Source organism: Pyxidicoccus caerfyrddinensis (assembly GCF_010894405.1).
GTDB lineage: Bacteria > Myxococcota > Myxococcia > Myxococcales > Myxococcaceae > Myxococcus > Myxococcus caerfyrddinensis.
The window spans coordinates 46,571-61,270 of the sequence record NZ_JAAIYA010000039.1; the positions used below are offsets into that span (position 1 = coordinate 46,571).

13 protein-coding genes are annotated in these 14,700 nt (G+C 67.3%); 8 read left to right on the forward strand and 5 right to left on the reverse strand.

The window, feature by feature from the left end; translation table 11 throughout:
- Nucleotides 1-8: 8 nt before the first annotated feature.
- Nucleotides 9-926: a hypothetical protein gene (locus G4D86_RS48390; protein ID WP_164002337.1), complete on the reverse strand. Its 918-nt coding sequence runs from the start codon at nt 924-926 to the stop codon at nt 9-11.
- On the opposite strand from G4D86_RS48390, the gene G4D86_RS48395 reads away from it, so the two are divergent.
- Genes G4D86_RS48395 through G4D86_RS48410 form a run of 4 tightly spaced genes read left to right on the forward strand, consistent with a single transcriptional unit; the run spans nt 925 to nt 4,268 of the window.
- The gene (locus G4D86_RS48395) at nt 925-2,016 is read left to right on the forward strand and encodes a hypothetical protein (protein ID WP_164002338.1); all 1,092 of its coding nucleotides are present in this window, start codon (nt 925-927) and stop codon (nt 2,014-2,016) included. The two genes, G4D86_RS48390 and G4D86_RS48395, sit on opposite strands and share 2 nt — an antisense overlap.
- A gap of 10 nt (nt 2,017-2,026) precedes the next feature.
- Nucleotides 2,027-2,896 (forward strand): AHH domain-containing protein, encoded by an 870-nt coding sequence (locus G4D86_RS48400; RefSeq protein ID WP_164002339.1) that lies wholly within the window; start codon nt 2,027-2,029, stop codon nt 2,894-2,896.
- 4 nt (nt 2,897-2,900) lie between these two features.
- Nucleotides 2,901-3,485, forward strand: a complete 585-nt coding sequence (locus G4D86_RS48405; RefSeq protein ID WP_164002340.1) for an imm11 family protein — start codon at nt 2,901-2,903, stop codon at nt 3,483-3,485.
- Between the two features lie 12 nt (nt 3,486-3,497).
- The gene (locus G4D86_RS48410; protein ID WP_164002341.1) at nt 3,498-4,268 is read left to right on the forward strand and encodes an Imm49 family immunity protein; all 771 of its coding nucleotides are present in this window, start codon (nt 3,498-3,500) and stop codon (nt 4,266-4,268) included.
- A gap of 16 nt (nt 4,269-4,284) precedes the next feature.
- Here G4D86_RS48410 and G4D86_RS48415 read toward each other — a convergent pair whose 3' ends face one another.
- From G4D86_RS48415 to G4D86_RS48425, 3 genes are all read right to left on the reverse strand, one after another.
- Nucleotides 4,285-4,893: an SMI1/KNR4 family protein gene (locus G4D86_RS48415; protein WP_164002342.1), complete on the reverse strand. Its 609-nt coding sequence runs from the start codon at nt 4,891-4,893 to the stop codon at nt 4,285-4,287.
- 273 nt (nt 4,894-5,166) lie between these two features.
- Nucleotides 5,167-6,027 carry a hypothetical protein gene (locus G4D86_RS48420; protein WP_164002343.1) on the reverse strand — a complete coding sequence of 287 codons (861 nt, stop codon included), beginning with the start codon at nt 6,025-6,027 and terminating at the stop codon, nt 5,167-5,169.
- Between the two features lie 98 nt (nt 6,028-6,125).
- Nucleotides 6,126-7,892, reverse strand: a complete 1,767-nt coding sequence (locus tag G4D86_RS48425) for an invertase recombinase-like protein (protein WP_164002344.1) — start codon at nt 7,890-7,892, stop codon at nt 6,126-6,128.
- 245 nt (nt 7,893-8,137) lie between these two features.
- Between G4D86_RS48425 and G4D86_RS48430 the strand changes: the two genes are divergently transcribed.
- From G4D86_RS48430 to G4D86_RS48440, 3 genes are all read left to right on the forward strand, one after another.
- Nucleotides 8,138-8,911, forward strand: coding sequence for an SDR family NAD(P)-dependent oxidoreductase (locus G4D86_RS48430; RefSeq protein ID WP_164002345.1), 774 nt, complete (start codon nt 8,138-8,140; stop codon nt 8,909-8,911).
- A gap of 364 nt (nt 8,912-9,275) precedes the next feature.
- On the forward strand, nt 9,276-11,105 hold the full coding sequence (locus G4D86_RS48435) for a fibronectin type III domain-containing protein (RefSeq protein ID WP_164002346.1): 1,830 nt from the start codon (nt 9,276-9,278) through the stop codon (nt 11,103-11,105).
- A 211-nt stretch (nt 11,106-11,316) separates the two neighbouring features.
- The gene (locus G4D86_RS48440) at nt 11,317-11,733 is read left to right on the forward strand and encodes an STAS/SEC14 domain-containing protein (RefSeq protein WP_164002347.1); all 417 of its coding nucleotides are present in this window, start codon (nt 11,317-11,319) and stop codon (nt 11,731-11,733) included.
- Between the two features lie 56 nt (nt 11,734-11,789).
- Here the strand turns inward: G4D86_RS48440 and G4D86_RS52420 are convergent, their stop codons facing one another.
- A complete protein-coding gene (locus G4D86_RS52420) occupies nt 11,790-11,957 on the reverse strand; it encodes a hypothetical protein (RefSeq protein WP_205520391.1) in 168 nt (55 codons plus the stop codon).
- 195 nt (nt 11,958-12,152) lie between these two features.
- Here G4D86_RS52420 and G4D86_RS48445 point away from each other — a divergent pair, with 195 nt between their 5' ends.
- Nucleotides 12,153-14,507 (forward strand): Kelch repeat-containing protein, encoded by a 2,355-nt coding sequence (locus G4D86_RS48445; protein WP_164002348.1) that lies wholly within the window; start codon nt 12,153-12,155, stop codon nt 14,505-14,507.
- Nucleotides 14,508-14,700 lie beyond the last annotated feature (193 nt).

Below are 14,700 nucleotides of genomic sequence, written 5' to 3' on the forward strand. Positions count from 1 at the left end.
GGAGGCGGTCACGTCCCCGCTGCGAGCTCCACCAGTTTCCGCTGACCTTCGGCCGACACGTAGCAGAGTCCAGCGAAGGCGCGCAGCGCTTCGGGGTCAGCCAGGAGCGACTTGAGCTGGCGCTGGACGAGGGCGAGTTGGTCCTGCTCGTCACTCAGCAGCAGATCCTGCCGTGCGTACCCGGCCACGCAGCCAGGCGCGACCCGATAGCCGTCCGCCGCGAGCCGGCGCGCAAGGAAGGCCGCGGCGCGAATCATCTCGAGGCAATACAGCGAGTCCGGCAGGGATGACACCTCCCAATAAAGCGCCGGTTCTTCATCGAAGAGCCCGACGTCGGGCCGCGTCTCCTGGAATCCGAAGCGGTAGCGGAAGGTCTCCAGGAGCGGATCCGGATCTCCCGCGGTCAGGGGAATGGGTCCAGGGTCGGGGGCCACGTCGACACTCACCCTGGCATTCCCGGCGAGGCCCCGCTCGCCATGGACCAGGACCAGGGACACGGGGATGCCCAGCTGCGCGTGGAGCACCACGGCGCTGATCGGTTTGTCGTCCGGCCGCAGGAACTCCTCGAGCACCTGGACGCAGGTGTCGACGACGCGTTGCGCGTAGGAATCGAATCCGTAGGACCCGAGGGGTGCCGTCTCGTCGTAGCGCGACCTCCCACCGGTGTGTCCCTTCGCCGCCAGCCGGTTCAGTGCGAGGCGGGGGTCGCCGTGGGCCTCCTTCAATGCCTGTGAGCACTCCGCCAGGGAGGCGCCGCTTCGTGCTCGAATCCGCTTGAGCAGGTCGAGCGGGGATTCGCCGTGAGACATGGTTCTCGCGCCTCCATGCCGGGTCGCGCTGGTCTGTCGGCTTGCGCTCCCGTGTGATATCAGCAGGTTCGAGCGAAGGGGAGCCGCTGTGGCTTTGGCACTCACCAGCATGGGCATGCTCTCCTCCATCGGGCACGATGTCGTTACCGCTTGCGCGGCGCTTCGTGCCGGAATTGTCCGCCCCGCTCCGGTCATCGGCACTGACGTCCTCGACCTCGAAAGTGGGGAGATGGTCCCGGTCATGGGGCATCCCGTGCGGGGCGTGACCGAGGGGTTCCTCTTCCTGGGACTCTGGATGCGAATGGCCGAGCGCGCGATCCGGGACCTGCTCACCTATGGCCAGCTCCCCGAGCCGGAGCAGGCCGGGTTCTGGCGCACGTGCGAGCTGATGGTGGTCACCCCCACCCTGGAGCCCGCGCGGTTTCCGCTCCTCGACGAACCCGTCGACTCCGCGTTCTTGAAGGAGGACTACGCGGGCACGCTGCTGGAGCTGACCGGCCTGTCCATCCCTCTGGAGCGTGTTCATTCATTCCCTGCCGGGCACGTCGGCGTCGCGACCGCACTGGAGCAGGCGGCACGCATCATCGAGGGCGATCGTGCCGAGCGCTGCCTCATCGTCGCGGTCGACTCCTACCTGGAGCCCGACACGCTCGACTGGCTGGCGAGCCGACATCGCCTCAAGCACGGCGGCAACCCCGTGGGGCTGATGCCCGGAGAGGCGGGCATCGCGCTGCTCCTCGAGGCGCCGCGCGCGGTCGAAGCGCGTCGTGGGCACGTCGACGCCTGGGTGCAGGGCATTGCTCTGGCGGACACTGGCAGCCCTCGAGATGCGAGGAGTGCCCGGCGTGATGGAATCGTGCTCGCGGACACGCTCGCCTCCATGTCTCCAACAAGCCCCTTCCGAGGGGACGTCGTCGCGGACCTCAATGGCGAGGAGTGGCGGGCCCGGGAGCTGGGCGGCGCGCTCGCGCGGCTGGGGCCCGGGCTGTCGGATGCCCGGCTGATACTTCCCGCGACCTCTCTGGGGGATGTCGGCGCCGCCAGTGGCGGTGTCGGCGTATGCCTCGCGGCGCGCGCCTTCGCTCGGGGATATGCGCGCACGAATGAGAGCATCGTCATGTCGCTCGCGGAGACAGGACGAGTGGCGGCAATCCGGCTCGGTCATCCCGACACACCGGGTGCCGCGCGGCAGAGAACACTGGGCTGAGGAAGGCACCATGGCGGGCAATCACGTCAAGAAGGACGACTTCAAGGCGCTCCATCAACCGAAAGGTGGCGAGGGCGGCAAGGGTTGCCTCTGGTCCTGGAACACCAAGTACGAGGTCGGCCACCAGTGCTCCTATCGCTGGCACGCAAGAGAGCACGCGCTCGCTGATGGCAAGCTCTACAACTTCCCCGCCTACAAGAGCCTCTGCGTCGACCAGGCGCCGGGTCCGAGCGACGTGTTCGTCACCGCCGCGTATCGGGGGCCGAAGGCAGTAGCGCCTTCGAACAACTACGCCCTGCGCAACAACTTCCCCTACAAGAAGCGGCCTCGTCCGGGACAATGGGATGTCACGCTGCACCGCAACTTCACGGAGAGCTGGACGCGCCCGTACTGGCACAACGCTCACCACGTCATCCCGAGGTCCGTGCTCCACGACGAGCTCGTCGAGGCTGGCAAGGAGGATCCCCGCATCACGGTCATGATCATCCAGGGGCTGTTGAAGGCGGGGTACAACCTCAACGACAAGCACAACCTCATCATCCTCCCCATGGACCGGGCCGTGGCCGCCTCGCTGGGGCTTCCCCGCCATCTCCTGGGTGACGAGGCGGAGGAACACGAGCCGCTCCAGGGCCGACAGGTCGCCGACCATCCCGACTACTCCCGAAGGGTGCGATTCATGCTCCGGCCGGTGATCAATCAGTACAAGCGACTGGTCAAGCAGAAGCTCAGCGAGGCGCACCCGTCCCCCCCCGACGCGCTCGCGAAGGAGCAGGTCGAGCGCATCTCGGAGACGATCTACAAGGCGATCGCCAAGGCCGGCCCCTTCATGAAGGGGAAGTCACTGGACGAGTTGCGGTTCGGGGGGCTGGGTGGGAGGTGACCGGATGCAGTACTTCGAGGTCGACACGCTGGGGGACGAGCAGGACAAGTCGCTCGTCTTCATCGACCGGGAGCCCGAGGGGCTCGATGGCTTCGGCTTCCGGCTCGCGGAGGGAGACCCCACCGATGACATCTACCCGGCGGATGCCCGCATCTACCTGGACCCCTACAACCCGGGGCTGAAGCTCACCACCCTGCTGGGCAACTCCATCGGATATCTGATCGTCCATGCCGCTTTCGTGGAGCGGCTGCGGAGCCACGACATGACCTCCGTCGAGCTCCGGCCGGTGTCCATCTACAACCAGCGGCGGCGCCTTCACAGCAAGGACTACTGGATTGTCAATCCGCTCCGGCTCATCGACTGCCTCGACCGGAAGGCGAGCCGCATCCAGTACGCGTCCTCGGATCCGACGCAGATTGTGGGCATCGACGAGCTCGTCTTCGACAGCAAGCGCCTGGAGGGCGCGCCGGACATGTTTCGCATTCCGGAGCAACGCATGAGCTACTTCATCAGCGAGCGCATCATCCGTGACATCCAGGGGCGGGGCTTCGACAACCTCTTCCTACGGGAGATCCACCAGCAGCCCTGAGCCAGGTCCGCCATGCGTTCGCGATTCCTCCCTGTCATCTTGTCGAATGCGGACGTGGACCTCAGCCGCCTCGTGCCGCGACTGGTGGGCACCACGCCAGTCGTAGGGTGGGCCTTCGAGCGGGTGTGCCGCTACTACCGGGCACGCGGGTGCGCGGCCTTCTTCCTGACCGGTCGCGCGGAGAGCCTCCATCGCGACCTGCAGCGGAGCGGAGCGGCACACGCCTACTTTGTAGCGCACGCCCCGGATGGAGACACGCTCACCAGCCGCGCGGACCCGTTCTTCGATGCGATCGCATGCGGTGACGAGGCCGGAGCGCGGAGCATCGCGCGGCACTCCCCAAGAGAGGCCCGACCCGGCCAGGAGCACCTCGAGGACTTCCTCTATGTGCGGTTGCTCATGCAGCGCTTCTTCCTCGGCGCCACCGATGCAGAGGTCGGGAGTTGCCTGGCGAAGTTCGAAGCGGCGGTCGCCGAGGGCCCACCGAGCGAACGCCTCGAGGTATGCCGCGCCCTGCTCACGGGGGATGGTGAGGCGTTCCATGCAGCCTTCCTCACGCTGATTGATGCGCACCGGGCCTGGTACGAGACCGGCCTCCAGAAGGGAAGGATTCCGGAGGAGGTGTGGGCGATTGACGGGTGCATGTTCATCGAGGGCCTCGCGCTCCTGCGGCTCGCCCGGGCCGCGCGGCTCTCCATCGCCGAGGAGTACCCGCTGATTCCGTCGCTCGCGCTGGCAACGCCCCGTGTCTCCCATGAACCCGGGTCCTGGCGCACGCCCTAGGAGCCGGCGGATCAGTTCACGGCGCGGGGAGCTCGCGCGGGTGGAACTCCGGGGCGAACTGGTCCTGACCGGGCGCTGATACGAATGGCAATCGGGCCAGCCGCTTTCCAGCAAAACCTTCCAGGATGAGGGCGGTGAACGTGCGTGCCAGCTTCACCAACCTCGGGGGGGCCCCCGAAGGGGCTCGGTGATCCAGCGCATAGAGCGCGCACTCGTCTCCGTCTGTCACTTCCGACGGCAGGAAGAACAGCTCCGCGCTGCGATTGCTGATGACGCGGGGAATCGGCGGGGCACCCAGGACCACGTACCCGATGTGGATGGCCTTCTCTTCCAGCGACTGGCGGGTTCCGCCACTGGCGTCCACCAAGGTGGTGAGCCGAGCGCGAATGTCGCGAGGAGAATCGAAGAAGCCCTTGGCATGCCATGGGACCCACAGCTCGAGCAGGTCGCCGAAGCGTCCCGGGCCTACCTCGGTGCAGAAACTGCGATAGCTCTCCGGGAACCGGACCTTCAGCCGCGCTTCCGTCTTGGCGATGTCCGCTTCGACCGGCAGTCGCGCTGGAGGAGCGCCAGTGTTGGCGATGCCCTGCTGTTCCAGCCGGTCTTGCCAGGTGGTCACGCTCACGCGCCTCCGTTGCCGGAGCAAAGCTCCAACCTCTTCGCGTCTTATCACCCGCGGAGTTGCGTCGTCGCCAACCTGCAGTTCCCGCCTGGGATACAGCCTGGGGGGCCCGTCAGCGGCCCTCCTCGCCCCCTCGCCTCCAGCCCTCCCCCCGCAACAGGACTTCCCTCATTCCTGAACTCCTCGGCGGGCGTGTTCGTACGCCCGCGTTTCAGGGGAGGCCGCGCCCGGGTGAAAGCCCCATGCGCGACGGGCTCCCGCGCCTCATCCCGGTCCCTATTCCACCACCCGCGCCGACTGGCCGAAGGCGTTGCCCACCTGCAGGATGAGCGTGTTGTACTTCTCGTTCTCCTCCCGGCTCGCCTTGCTGGCCTTGGCCGCGTAGACGCCCACCAGCTCACTGACCGCGGGGCCGTAGGACTTCTGCAGTGCGACCTGCTCGTCCGAGGTGCTCGCACGCTGATAGCGCCGGTAGATGTCCTTCAAGGGGGCCGTCTTCGCCTCCAGCTCCGCATCGGCAAAGGTCGGCAGCGGAGGCGCCTGGGGGAAGTGACGCTGCGCGGGCGGCGCGTCCTTCCGGTTCCTGGCGGAGAGGTCGGGTTTGCCCTCGCCGGATTCGACGTAGCGGATGAAGTCATCCTTGGCGAACACCTTGCCCTGGATGTTGCCCTTCGAGTCCCGGCCTACCCTGAGCTCGTGGGGGAAGTCCTCGTGGACGCCGTAGCTCCAGGTCTTGTCGATGAACAGCTCGTCGCTGAGCACGAAGGGGCCCTTGAACTCGACGCCGTCGATGTTGACGGCCTGCTCGCCGGGACGGAAGCCTCGCGCCGTGGTGGCATTGGTGGCGTAGACCTCATTGACGACGACGTACGGACTGAAGGTCGGGTTGATGAGCCCGCCGCGAGCACCGGCATACACCAGGAACTGGAGCTTGCCTGTCGTGGCGGACTCCATCGTGTGCAGCCCCGCGCGCAAGGAGAGCTCCTTCGCGTCGTGAGGCGGGATGTCGTAGGCAGTCCCATCGATGGCGACGTGAAGGGGCGCGGCCGTGGGGTTGTCGATGGAGAAGCCCACGCTGTTTTTCGAGCATCCACCTACGCCCACCAGGATGCAGAGCACTGCCAGAACCTTGTTCATGGCCCGGCTTGCTAGCACGACATGCGCTGCGCCCGGCTGCCCGAGGGAGATTTCCCTCGGGGAACCGCCGGGGCCCCGAGGGAAATGACCAAGGTGTATCAGTCCTTCGTGCAGACGACGTCGTCGAGCAGGAGGTGATCGCGTGCGGCCTCGCTGCGGCTCGGATAGAAGAACAGGCGCCAGTCGTGCACGTTGCCGGTGAAGCGGAAGAACACCGGCTGCCACTCGTCGCTGTCGACGGCGAGGAAGTCGGTCTGCGGGCTCCAGCCGCCGCTCGAATAGCTGCGATGGCGAATGTTGCCGTGGCCTCGCACCCGATACGAACAGGAATAGTTGCCGCTCGGGACGTCGAACTTCTCGGAAGAGAAGCGCTCGGCCACCTGGATGGGGACAACGAACTGCAGCGCCGTCGAGCCGCCGTGCACCGCGTTCGTGTAGTGCACGAGGCGCGAGGGCTTGATCTCAGTGCCCGGGTCGGAGACGCCGTTGTCGATGCCGTACCAGTAGTCGGGGATGTAATAGTCCCCGTAGTACGGGATGTAGTACGTGTCCCAGGCTTCGAAGCCACCGTTGCGGATGATGTTCGAGGAGTGCGCGGCGGAAACGCAGCGCCGGGTTGCCGGGTCGCAGGCAGGAAGCGCACCGAGGCAGTCGTAGGTGGTGAAGCAGGCCCCTTCGGCCAGCTCGCACACGCCGCTCGTGGGGTTGCAGGTGGTTGCCGGGTTGCTGCAGGTGACGCCAGCGCAGGGGTCGCCCTCAACGCACAGATGCGTGGCGGATTCGCAGACCGGCGTCTCCGGGGTCCCCGCGCAATCCGCGTGACGGGTGCAGCGCCCCTCGGCGACAACACAGGTGTTGGTCTCGTCGCAGGCCTGCCACTCGCTGCAGTCCGCGGCGTCGTTGCAACGACCGGAGAGCGGCTCGCAGGCGGCGGTGGCATTCACGCAACGCTCCCAGGCCTCGCAACTGACCTGATCACACGGCTCGGCGGCCCGCACGCAGCGCACGTCGTCGATGAGCAGATGCTCGCCGCTGGTATTCCGGACGCTGAAGATGAGCTCGAAGGTGTCGAAGACGTCGGCGGCGAGGTTGAAGTTGTACGCCAGCTTCTTCCACGCCGCGGTGTCGACCGTGGTGTAGGCCGAGTAGGTGGAGTAGTCGTCGTCGAAGAAGGCGTTTCGAACGTCACCGGTGCCCCGCACCTGGTAGGTGCAGGAGTAGCGGCCGGCGGGCATCGACTTCGCCAGGGTGCTGAAGCGCTTGTGCGCGGTCGAAGCGTTGGCCAGGCGAACCGCGTTCACGCCTTCGAAGGCATTCGTCGTCACCTTCTGCACCCCGTCGGTGGAGATGTTCGACGTGCTCCCGAACCACTTCTCCGGAAGCGCAGCGGGCCATTCTTCGAAGCCCCAGTTTTCGATGACGCTCACCTCGGGCTGCTCGCCCGCGTCCGGCGTCTCGGCTCCCGCGTCCGGCGTCTCGGCTCCCGCGTCCGGCGTCTCGTTTCCAGCGTCCGGCGTCTCGTTTCCAGCGTCCGGCGTCTCGACTCCCGCGTCAGGCGTCGCCTCGCCCGCATCCGGTGTCTCGACTCCCGCGTCCGGAGTCTCGTTTCCAGCGTCCGGCGGCTCGACGGCCGCGTCCGGTGTCTCGTCGCCCGCGTCCGGCGTCTCGACTCCCGCATCCGGCGTCTCGACTCCCGCGTCCGGCGTCTCGACGGCCGCGTCCGGTGTCTCTTCGCCTGCATCCGGCGTCTTCACGCCCGCATCCAACAGGGTCTGGCCGGCATCAGGGGTCACCTCGGGATCCGAATCACCGCAGGCGACCACCAGGACCAGCAACGAAGCCAGATACACTCGAAACAACGTCACAACGAGCCTCCGTTTTCCAGCAATGGGCCTCTCGTACCACACTCTTGATACAAGCGCGGACTGCGCTCGGAACGAACGGCGCTCGTGCTGGACGGGTCGTGGTGTTCCCGCAATGGGCTTCCGCTCGCGAGAAATCCGCACCGTGAGCATCGCCGCGTCAGCACCTCGGGTACTAGTGCAACTCACGCGCGCTCCCTAGTATCCGCAGCGGCTGGAGCACCAGCCGCCTCGAGAGGGAGCACATCATGAAGCGGTTGCAGGACAAGGTCGCGGTCATCACCGGCGGCGGCAGTGGCATCGGAGCGGCGACGGCCGCGCTCTTCGCCCAGGAGGGCGCCCGGGTCATGGTGGTGGGCCGAAACGAGGAGAAGCTCCGCAAGACGGTGCAGGCGATCAATCAGGAACACGTCAGCTACACCGTGGCGGATGTCTCCCAGGTCGAGGACACCCAGCGCTACCTCCGTGAAGCGGTGGAGCGCCACGGCGGGCTCGACATCCTGGTGAGCAACGCGGGCATCCAGGGGGAGTTCCGCCCCATCTCCGACATCCCCGTGGAGTCCTTCGACTCGGTGATGGCCATCAACGTGCGCGGTACGTGGCTGGCCATCAAGTACGCGTTCCCCGAGCTGCAGAAGCGCGGCGGCGGCAGCATCATCCTCACCTCCTCGGCGGGAGGCCTCGGTGGGATGGGAATCTCCTCGCCGTATGTAACCAGCAAGCACGCCGTCGTGGGTCTCGCTCGCGCGGCCGCGATTGACGGCGCGCCCCACCGCATCCGGGTCAACGCGGTGTGCCCGGGCCCCGTCGACAACGACATGATGACCAATGTGGAGCGGACGCTGGGCGCCGGCAACGAGGCCGCGATCCGGGAATGGGTCGCCGGGCGCGTGCCCCTCAAGCGCTTCGCCTCCAACGAGGAGGTCGCCCGGCTGAACCTCTTCCTCGCCAGCGATGACAGCAGCTACTGCACCGGCGGCGCCTACCCCGTGGATGGTGGCTGGTCCTCCAGCCTGCCCTGAGCAGCGCGCTCGAGGCGTATCCTCATTGCGCCAGGCACTCAGCACGTGCGCTCTGCTGTACGGTGCTCCGGATGTCCGCCGTCACGCGTGGTGTGGTCAGACTCGTCGGGAGCGCCCTGCTCCTGCTGCTCACGACTGGAGCTTCATCCGGGGTGCAGCGGCTCGCCTTTCGTGAGGTGGGCGTCTCCCGCTCCTTCGAGGCGGAGATCATCACCGAGGTGTTTCGCGACCGGGTGGGGCACCCGGGGGAGGACGGCGCTCAGGCGTCGCCCTCCCCCGCTTCGTTTCAGGGGGTTTGACCCGAAAGGCGGGCCTCGTCGCTCTCTTTGCGCGGGCACCTCACCGTTCCTGAAAGGCAACCCTCATGCCGCCTCTCCGTCACCTCCACCGGGTGGGCTTCTCCGCCCTGGTGGTCCTCGCCACCCTGTTGCTGTCCCTGCTCCCCACGCCGGCCTCCGCCGCGGACCGCGGGGAGTGGGCGCCCTACGTCGCCTATGTCACGGGCGACATCGCCTCGTATGCAGGCAAGGCCTATGACTGCCGCCAGTCCCACACGTCCCTGCCCGGGTGGGAGCCGCCCAACGTCCTGGCGCTGTGGCTGGAGCGGTCGGGCCCGCCGCCGGTGGATACCCAGGCGCCCTCCACGCCGTCCCAGCCCACCTCTCCGGCGAAGACGTATGACAGCGTCTCGCTGACCTGGGGCGCGTCCACGGACAACGTGGGCGTCACCGGCTACGAGGTCTTCGTCAACGGCGGCACTTCCGCGTCCGCCAGCACCTCGGGTGCCACGAGCGTCACCGTGACGGGCCTGGCGGAGAACACCACGTACACCTTCACCGTGAAGGCTCGGGATGCGGCCGGAAACCGCTCGGCGGCCAGCGCCGCGTACAGCACCACCACGCCCGCCCGGCCGCCCCCCGACACCCAGGCTCCCACCGCTCCGGGCAGCCTGCGCTCCACGGGCGTCACCAGCAGCAGCGTCTCCCTGGCGTGGAACGCGTCCACGGACAACGTGGGCGTCACCGGCTACGAGGTCTTCGTCAACGGTGGCGCGGCTGCGTCCGCGAGCACCGCGGGCGCCACCAGCGTCACCGTCGCGGGCCTTGCGGCGAACACCACGTACACGTTCACCGCGAAGGCGCGGGACGCGGCCGGAAACCGCTCGGTGGCGAGCAACACCGTGTCCGCGACGACGAGCGGCACCCAGCCGTCGGGCAGCAAGATTCTCGTGGGCTACTGGCACAACTTCGACAACGGCTCGACCAACATCCGGCTGCGCGAGGTGTCTCCGAAGTTCAACGTCATCCAGGTCGCGTTCGCAGAGCCGGTGGGGGGCGCGGGCAACATGACGTTCTCGCCGTACAACGCGACGGTCGCCGACTTCAAGGCGGACATCGCCCTCCTGAAGAGCCAGGGCAAGAAGGTGCTCATCTCCATCGGCGGCGCGAATGGAACGGTGCACCTGGATGACGCCACCGCCCGGCAGAGCTTCGTCACCAGCATGCAGTCACTCATCGACACGTATGGCTTTGACGGCCTGGACCTGGACCTGGAAGGCAGCTCGCTGTCGCTCAACGGCGGGGACACCGACTTCCGGAATCCCACCACGCCGCGAATCCTCAACCTCATCCAGGCCACGCGGCAGCTCCTCGACCGCAACGGCGCGAGCTTCATCCTCACCATGGCGCCCGAGACGGCCTATGTGCAGGGTGGTATGGCCGCCTACGGCGGGCCCTGGGGCGCCTACCTGCCCGTCATCCATGCGCTGCGCGACCGGCTGACCTACCTGCACGTGCAGCACTACAACACCGGGACGGTGACGGCGCTGGATGGCCGGGCCTACGCGCAGGGCACCTCTGACTTCCACGTGGCCATGGCGGAGATGCTCCTGCGCGGCTTCCCGGTGGGAGGCAACACCAGCGCGATGTTCCCGGCGCTTCGGCCCGAGCAGGTCCTGATTGGCCTGCCCTCCTCGCCCCAGGCGGCGGGCGGCGGGTACACGACGCCGGCCAACGTGCAGAAGGCGCTGGACTACCTCATCAAGGGCCAGTCCTTCGGCGGCGCCTACGTCCTGCGCAACCCGGCGGGCTACCCCGGGTTCAAGGGGCTGATGACCTGGTCCATCAACTGGGACAAGTTCACCAACTTCGAGTTCTCCAACAGCCACCGCGCATACCTGGACACCTACCCGTAGGCACGTCGGCGGATGCCGTTGTTGCGCGGCAGCCGCCACGGGATCGGGAGGACGGCGCTCAGGCGTCGCCCTCCCCCGATTCGCGCAATCCCTGTGCATGTCGTGGAGAGAACAGCCCCGCAGGGCACCCGCGCAAAGAATCCGGTGGGTGCCGCGTTCTGAGAAGGCGGGCGCTGACCGCGCGCGCCATCGCTGACTCCCGGGGGACGACATGCATCAGGAAGAGGTGAAGTTCGGCGCGCACCACGTCCATTTCGAGCCGCCAGACACCCTGGTGGCGACCTTCAATGGCCTCATCTCCCTGGAAGAGGTGATGTGCGCGCTGCAGCTCTACAGGGGCCACTACGAGCGCCGCGGGCAATACTTCTGCATCGTCGACGTCGGCCGCTCCCAGCTGGACACGGCCGGCCGCAGGTACCTCTCCGAACACGGCCGCTCCGAGTGGTTCCACGCCGCCATCTACGTGGGCGCGAACATGGTCCAGCGCACCTTCGGGAAGGCCATCGCCCTGGCCCTGCTCTTCACCGGCAAGACGACCTTCGAGACGGTGTTCGTGCCGACCGTCGAAGAGGCCCATGCCTGGATTGCCCGGCACAGGGATGTCTTCCCGCAGCGCAAGGCCAGCTGATTCCCCTTGGAACCCGCGCCGGTGGAAGGGACGCCCCACCGGTGCGAGCGCCCATCTCAGCAGTAGTAGGGCAAGACTGCCGCGGGGATGCGAGCGATGAGATCCTCGGTCTGCAAGCGTTCATCTCCACCCAGCGACAGGAGCCGTGCGCGGAGCATGTCGTGCGCCCCGCGCAGGGCCGCGTAGGACGCCAGGGTCTGCTGGACCTTCAGGATGTCTACCATGGTGCGCCGCGGGGCGGCATACGTCGCCGGCGCGTTGGCGGGGATTTGCAAGTGCGGCCGCAGCGGGGCCAGCCAGCTTTCACGACGGCGTAGAACCTCACACGGTCACGATTTTCTGCATCATTTCCCGCCCGGTTGGCTCTTCACATCGGTGTGGCACGGAGCAAGGCCGCGCATTGCTGACTGCGACGGCTCATGAGCCACATACACCGATCCCTGACCCTCAAACTCTCCCCTGAAGGACAAGCCTTGAAAATACACAGACGTCTCGCCTCACTCGCTGCCCTGCTGCTCTCCCTTGCGGCTTGCACTTCCCAGCCGACTGGCTCCGTCCAATTTGCCGCCTCCGTCCAACAGGCCCTCTCCTCCAACGACATCGCTCGAGTCAAGGTGACCGTCTCCGCCTCCGACACGCCTTCCCGTGTCGTTGAGTTGGCCAAATCCAACGCCTCCTGGGGCGGTCTCATCGGCAACCTCCCCGCCGGCGCCAACCGCTCCCTCCTCGCCGAGGCCTTCGACTCCTCCGGCACCCTTCGCTTCCAAGGCCAGACGGCAGGCGTCACCATCACCGACAACCAGACCGTCGCGGTGGCCATCACCCTCCAGGAGACTCCTCCTCCGCCTCCCTATGGAAATGAGGCGCCCGTCATCGACTCCCTCGTCGCCTCCACCACCTCCGTCCAGACTGGCTCCTCCCTCGCCCTCACCGCCACGGTTCATGACCCCAACCCCGGTGACACCCTCACCCTGGCCTGGACGGCCTCCGGCGGCACCTTCTCCGCGCCCTCCGCGGCCACCACCTCCTGGACAGCGCCTGCCTCCACCGGCGTCCAGACCCTCACCCTCACCGTGACGGACTCCCAGGGGGCCGCCGTCTCCGTCTCCCTCACCGTCAACGTCATTTCCGGCACCACCACCGGCGATGCCTCCCTCAACGTTTCATTCAATCTCTGGCCCGTCGTCTCCAAGGTTTCCGCCTCCCTCAACCGTCTCGACGCCGGGCAGTCCACCTCCGTCTCCGCCCTTGCCTCCGATGCCGATGGCGATTCCCTCTCCTACCTGTGGACGTCCTCCTGCCCCGGCACCTGGACGAACGCCACCTCCAGCGCTGCCTCTTTCGTCCCTTCCTCCGTGCCGGCCAGCGCCTGTAACAACTGCCGTCTCACCGTCACCCTCCAAGACGGCCGAGGGGGGCAGACGACGGGCGCCCTCTCCCTCTGCATCGCCGCCTCCTCCCTCGAGCGCTTCCCTCCAAGCTTCACCAACTTCTACCAGTCCGCCACCGCCACCTCCCCTGGCCAGACGGTTGCCTTTGACGTCACCGCCATGGACGCGCAGGCCAGCTCCCTGACGTTTGTTTGGACTGCCAATACCGGCATGCTGGCCACAGCGCAGAACACCGCCAGCACCAGCCATGTCGTGTGGACGGCGCCTTCGTGCGCACAGGCGGGTGTCTCCCCCTCTGTCACAGCTGTCGTCACCAACGCCTACGGCCTCTCAGCCACCAGGTCCTTCGGGGTCTCCGGGCTGTCGGCGTGTGCGGCCAGCGGATGGTCGGCCGCAGGCACGATGGCCGTGGGCCGCCGCTACCCCACCTCCACCCTGCTCTCCTCCGGCAAGGTGCTCGTCGCGGGGGGCTCCAATGCCAGCGGCGCTCTCTCCTCTTCGGAGTTGTATGACCCGGCTACCAACTCCTGGTCCTCCGCTGCCCCCATGGCCTCGGCCCGCAGCAGTCACACCGCCATCCCACTCTCCTCCGGCAAGGTGCTCGTCACGGGAGGCTCCAATCCCAGTGGCGCGCTCGCCTCTTCGGAGTTGTATGACCCGGCCACCAACTCCTGGTCTTCCGCTGCCCCCATGGCCTCGGCCCGCAGCAGTCACACCGCCACCTCACTCTCCTCCGGCAAGGTGCTCGTCGTGGGAGGCTCCAATGGCAGCAGCGCGACCTCGTCCGTGGAACTGTATGACCCGGCCACCAACTCCTGGTCCTCCGTCGCGCCCATGGCCTCGGCCCGCTTCGATCACACCGCCACCCTGCTCTCCTCCGGCAAGGTGCTCGTCGCGGGGGGCTCCAATGGAAGCCTCCTCTCCTCCACGGAGCTGTACGACCCGGCCACCAACTCCTGGTCCTCCGCCGGCTCTCTGAGTACGACCCTCACCCTCCACACCGCCATCCGGCTCCCCTCCGGCAAGGTGCTCACCGTAGGAGGCTGGTACATCATCTCCCGCGCCTACGCGCAGTTGTATGACCCGGCCACCAACTCCTGGTCCTCGACCACCTACATGGGCACGGGTCGAACGGCTCCCCGCGCCATCCTGCTCCCCTCTGGCAAGGTGCTCGTCGCGGGGGGAGACAATGATCCATCTGGCGTCCTCGCCTCCGCAGAGCTGTACGACCCGACCACCAGCACCTGGTCCTCCGTCAGCTCCATGGCCCTGGCGCGAGCCAACTCCACCGCCACCCTGCTTCCCTCTGGCCAGGTCTTCATCTCGGGGGGCTACGGCTACAACAAGACGTACGTCTCCTCCGCGGAGCTCTACACGCCCTGAGAGCATCGCCTCTGCGTAGACACGGCGTCTGAAACGCCCTCCCCTGCCGCCCGTCCGAGCGGGGAGGGCATTTCCTCATCTGGAGCTCCCGGCGTCATGACTCCGTGCGCCAACGCGGCGCGCGTGACACGGGGAGTCCGCGCGGCTCCCGGCTCGCCTCGCGCGAATGCATGAACATTTGCAGCAGCCCTTC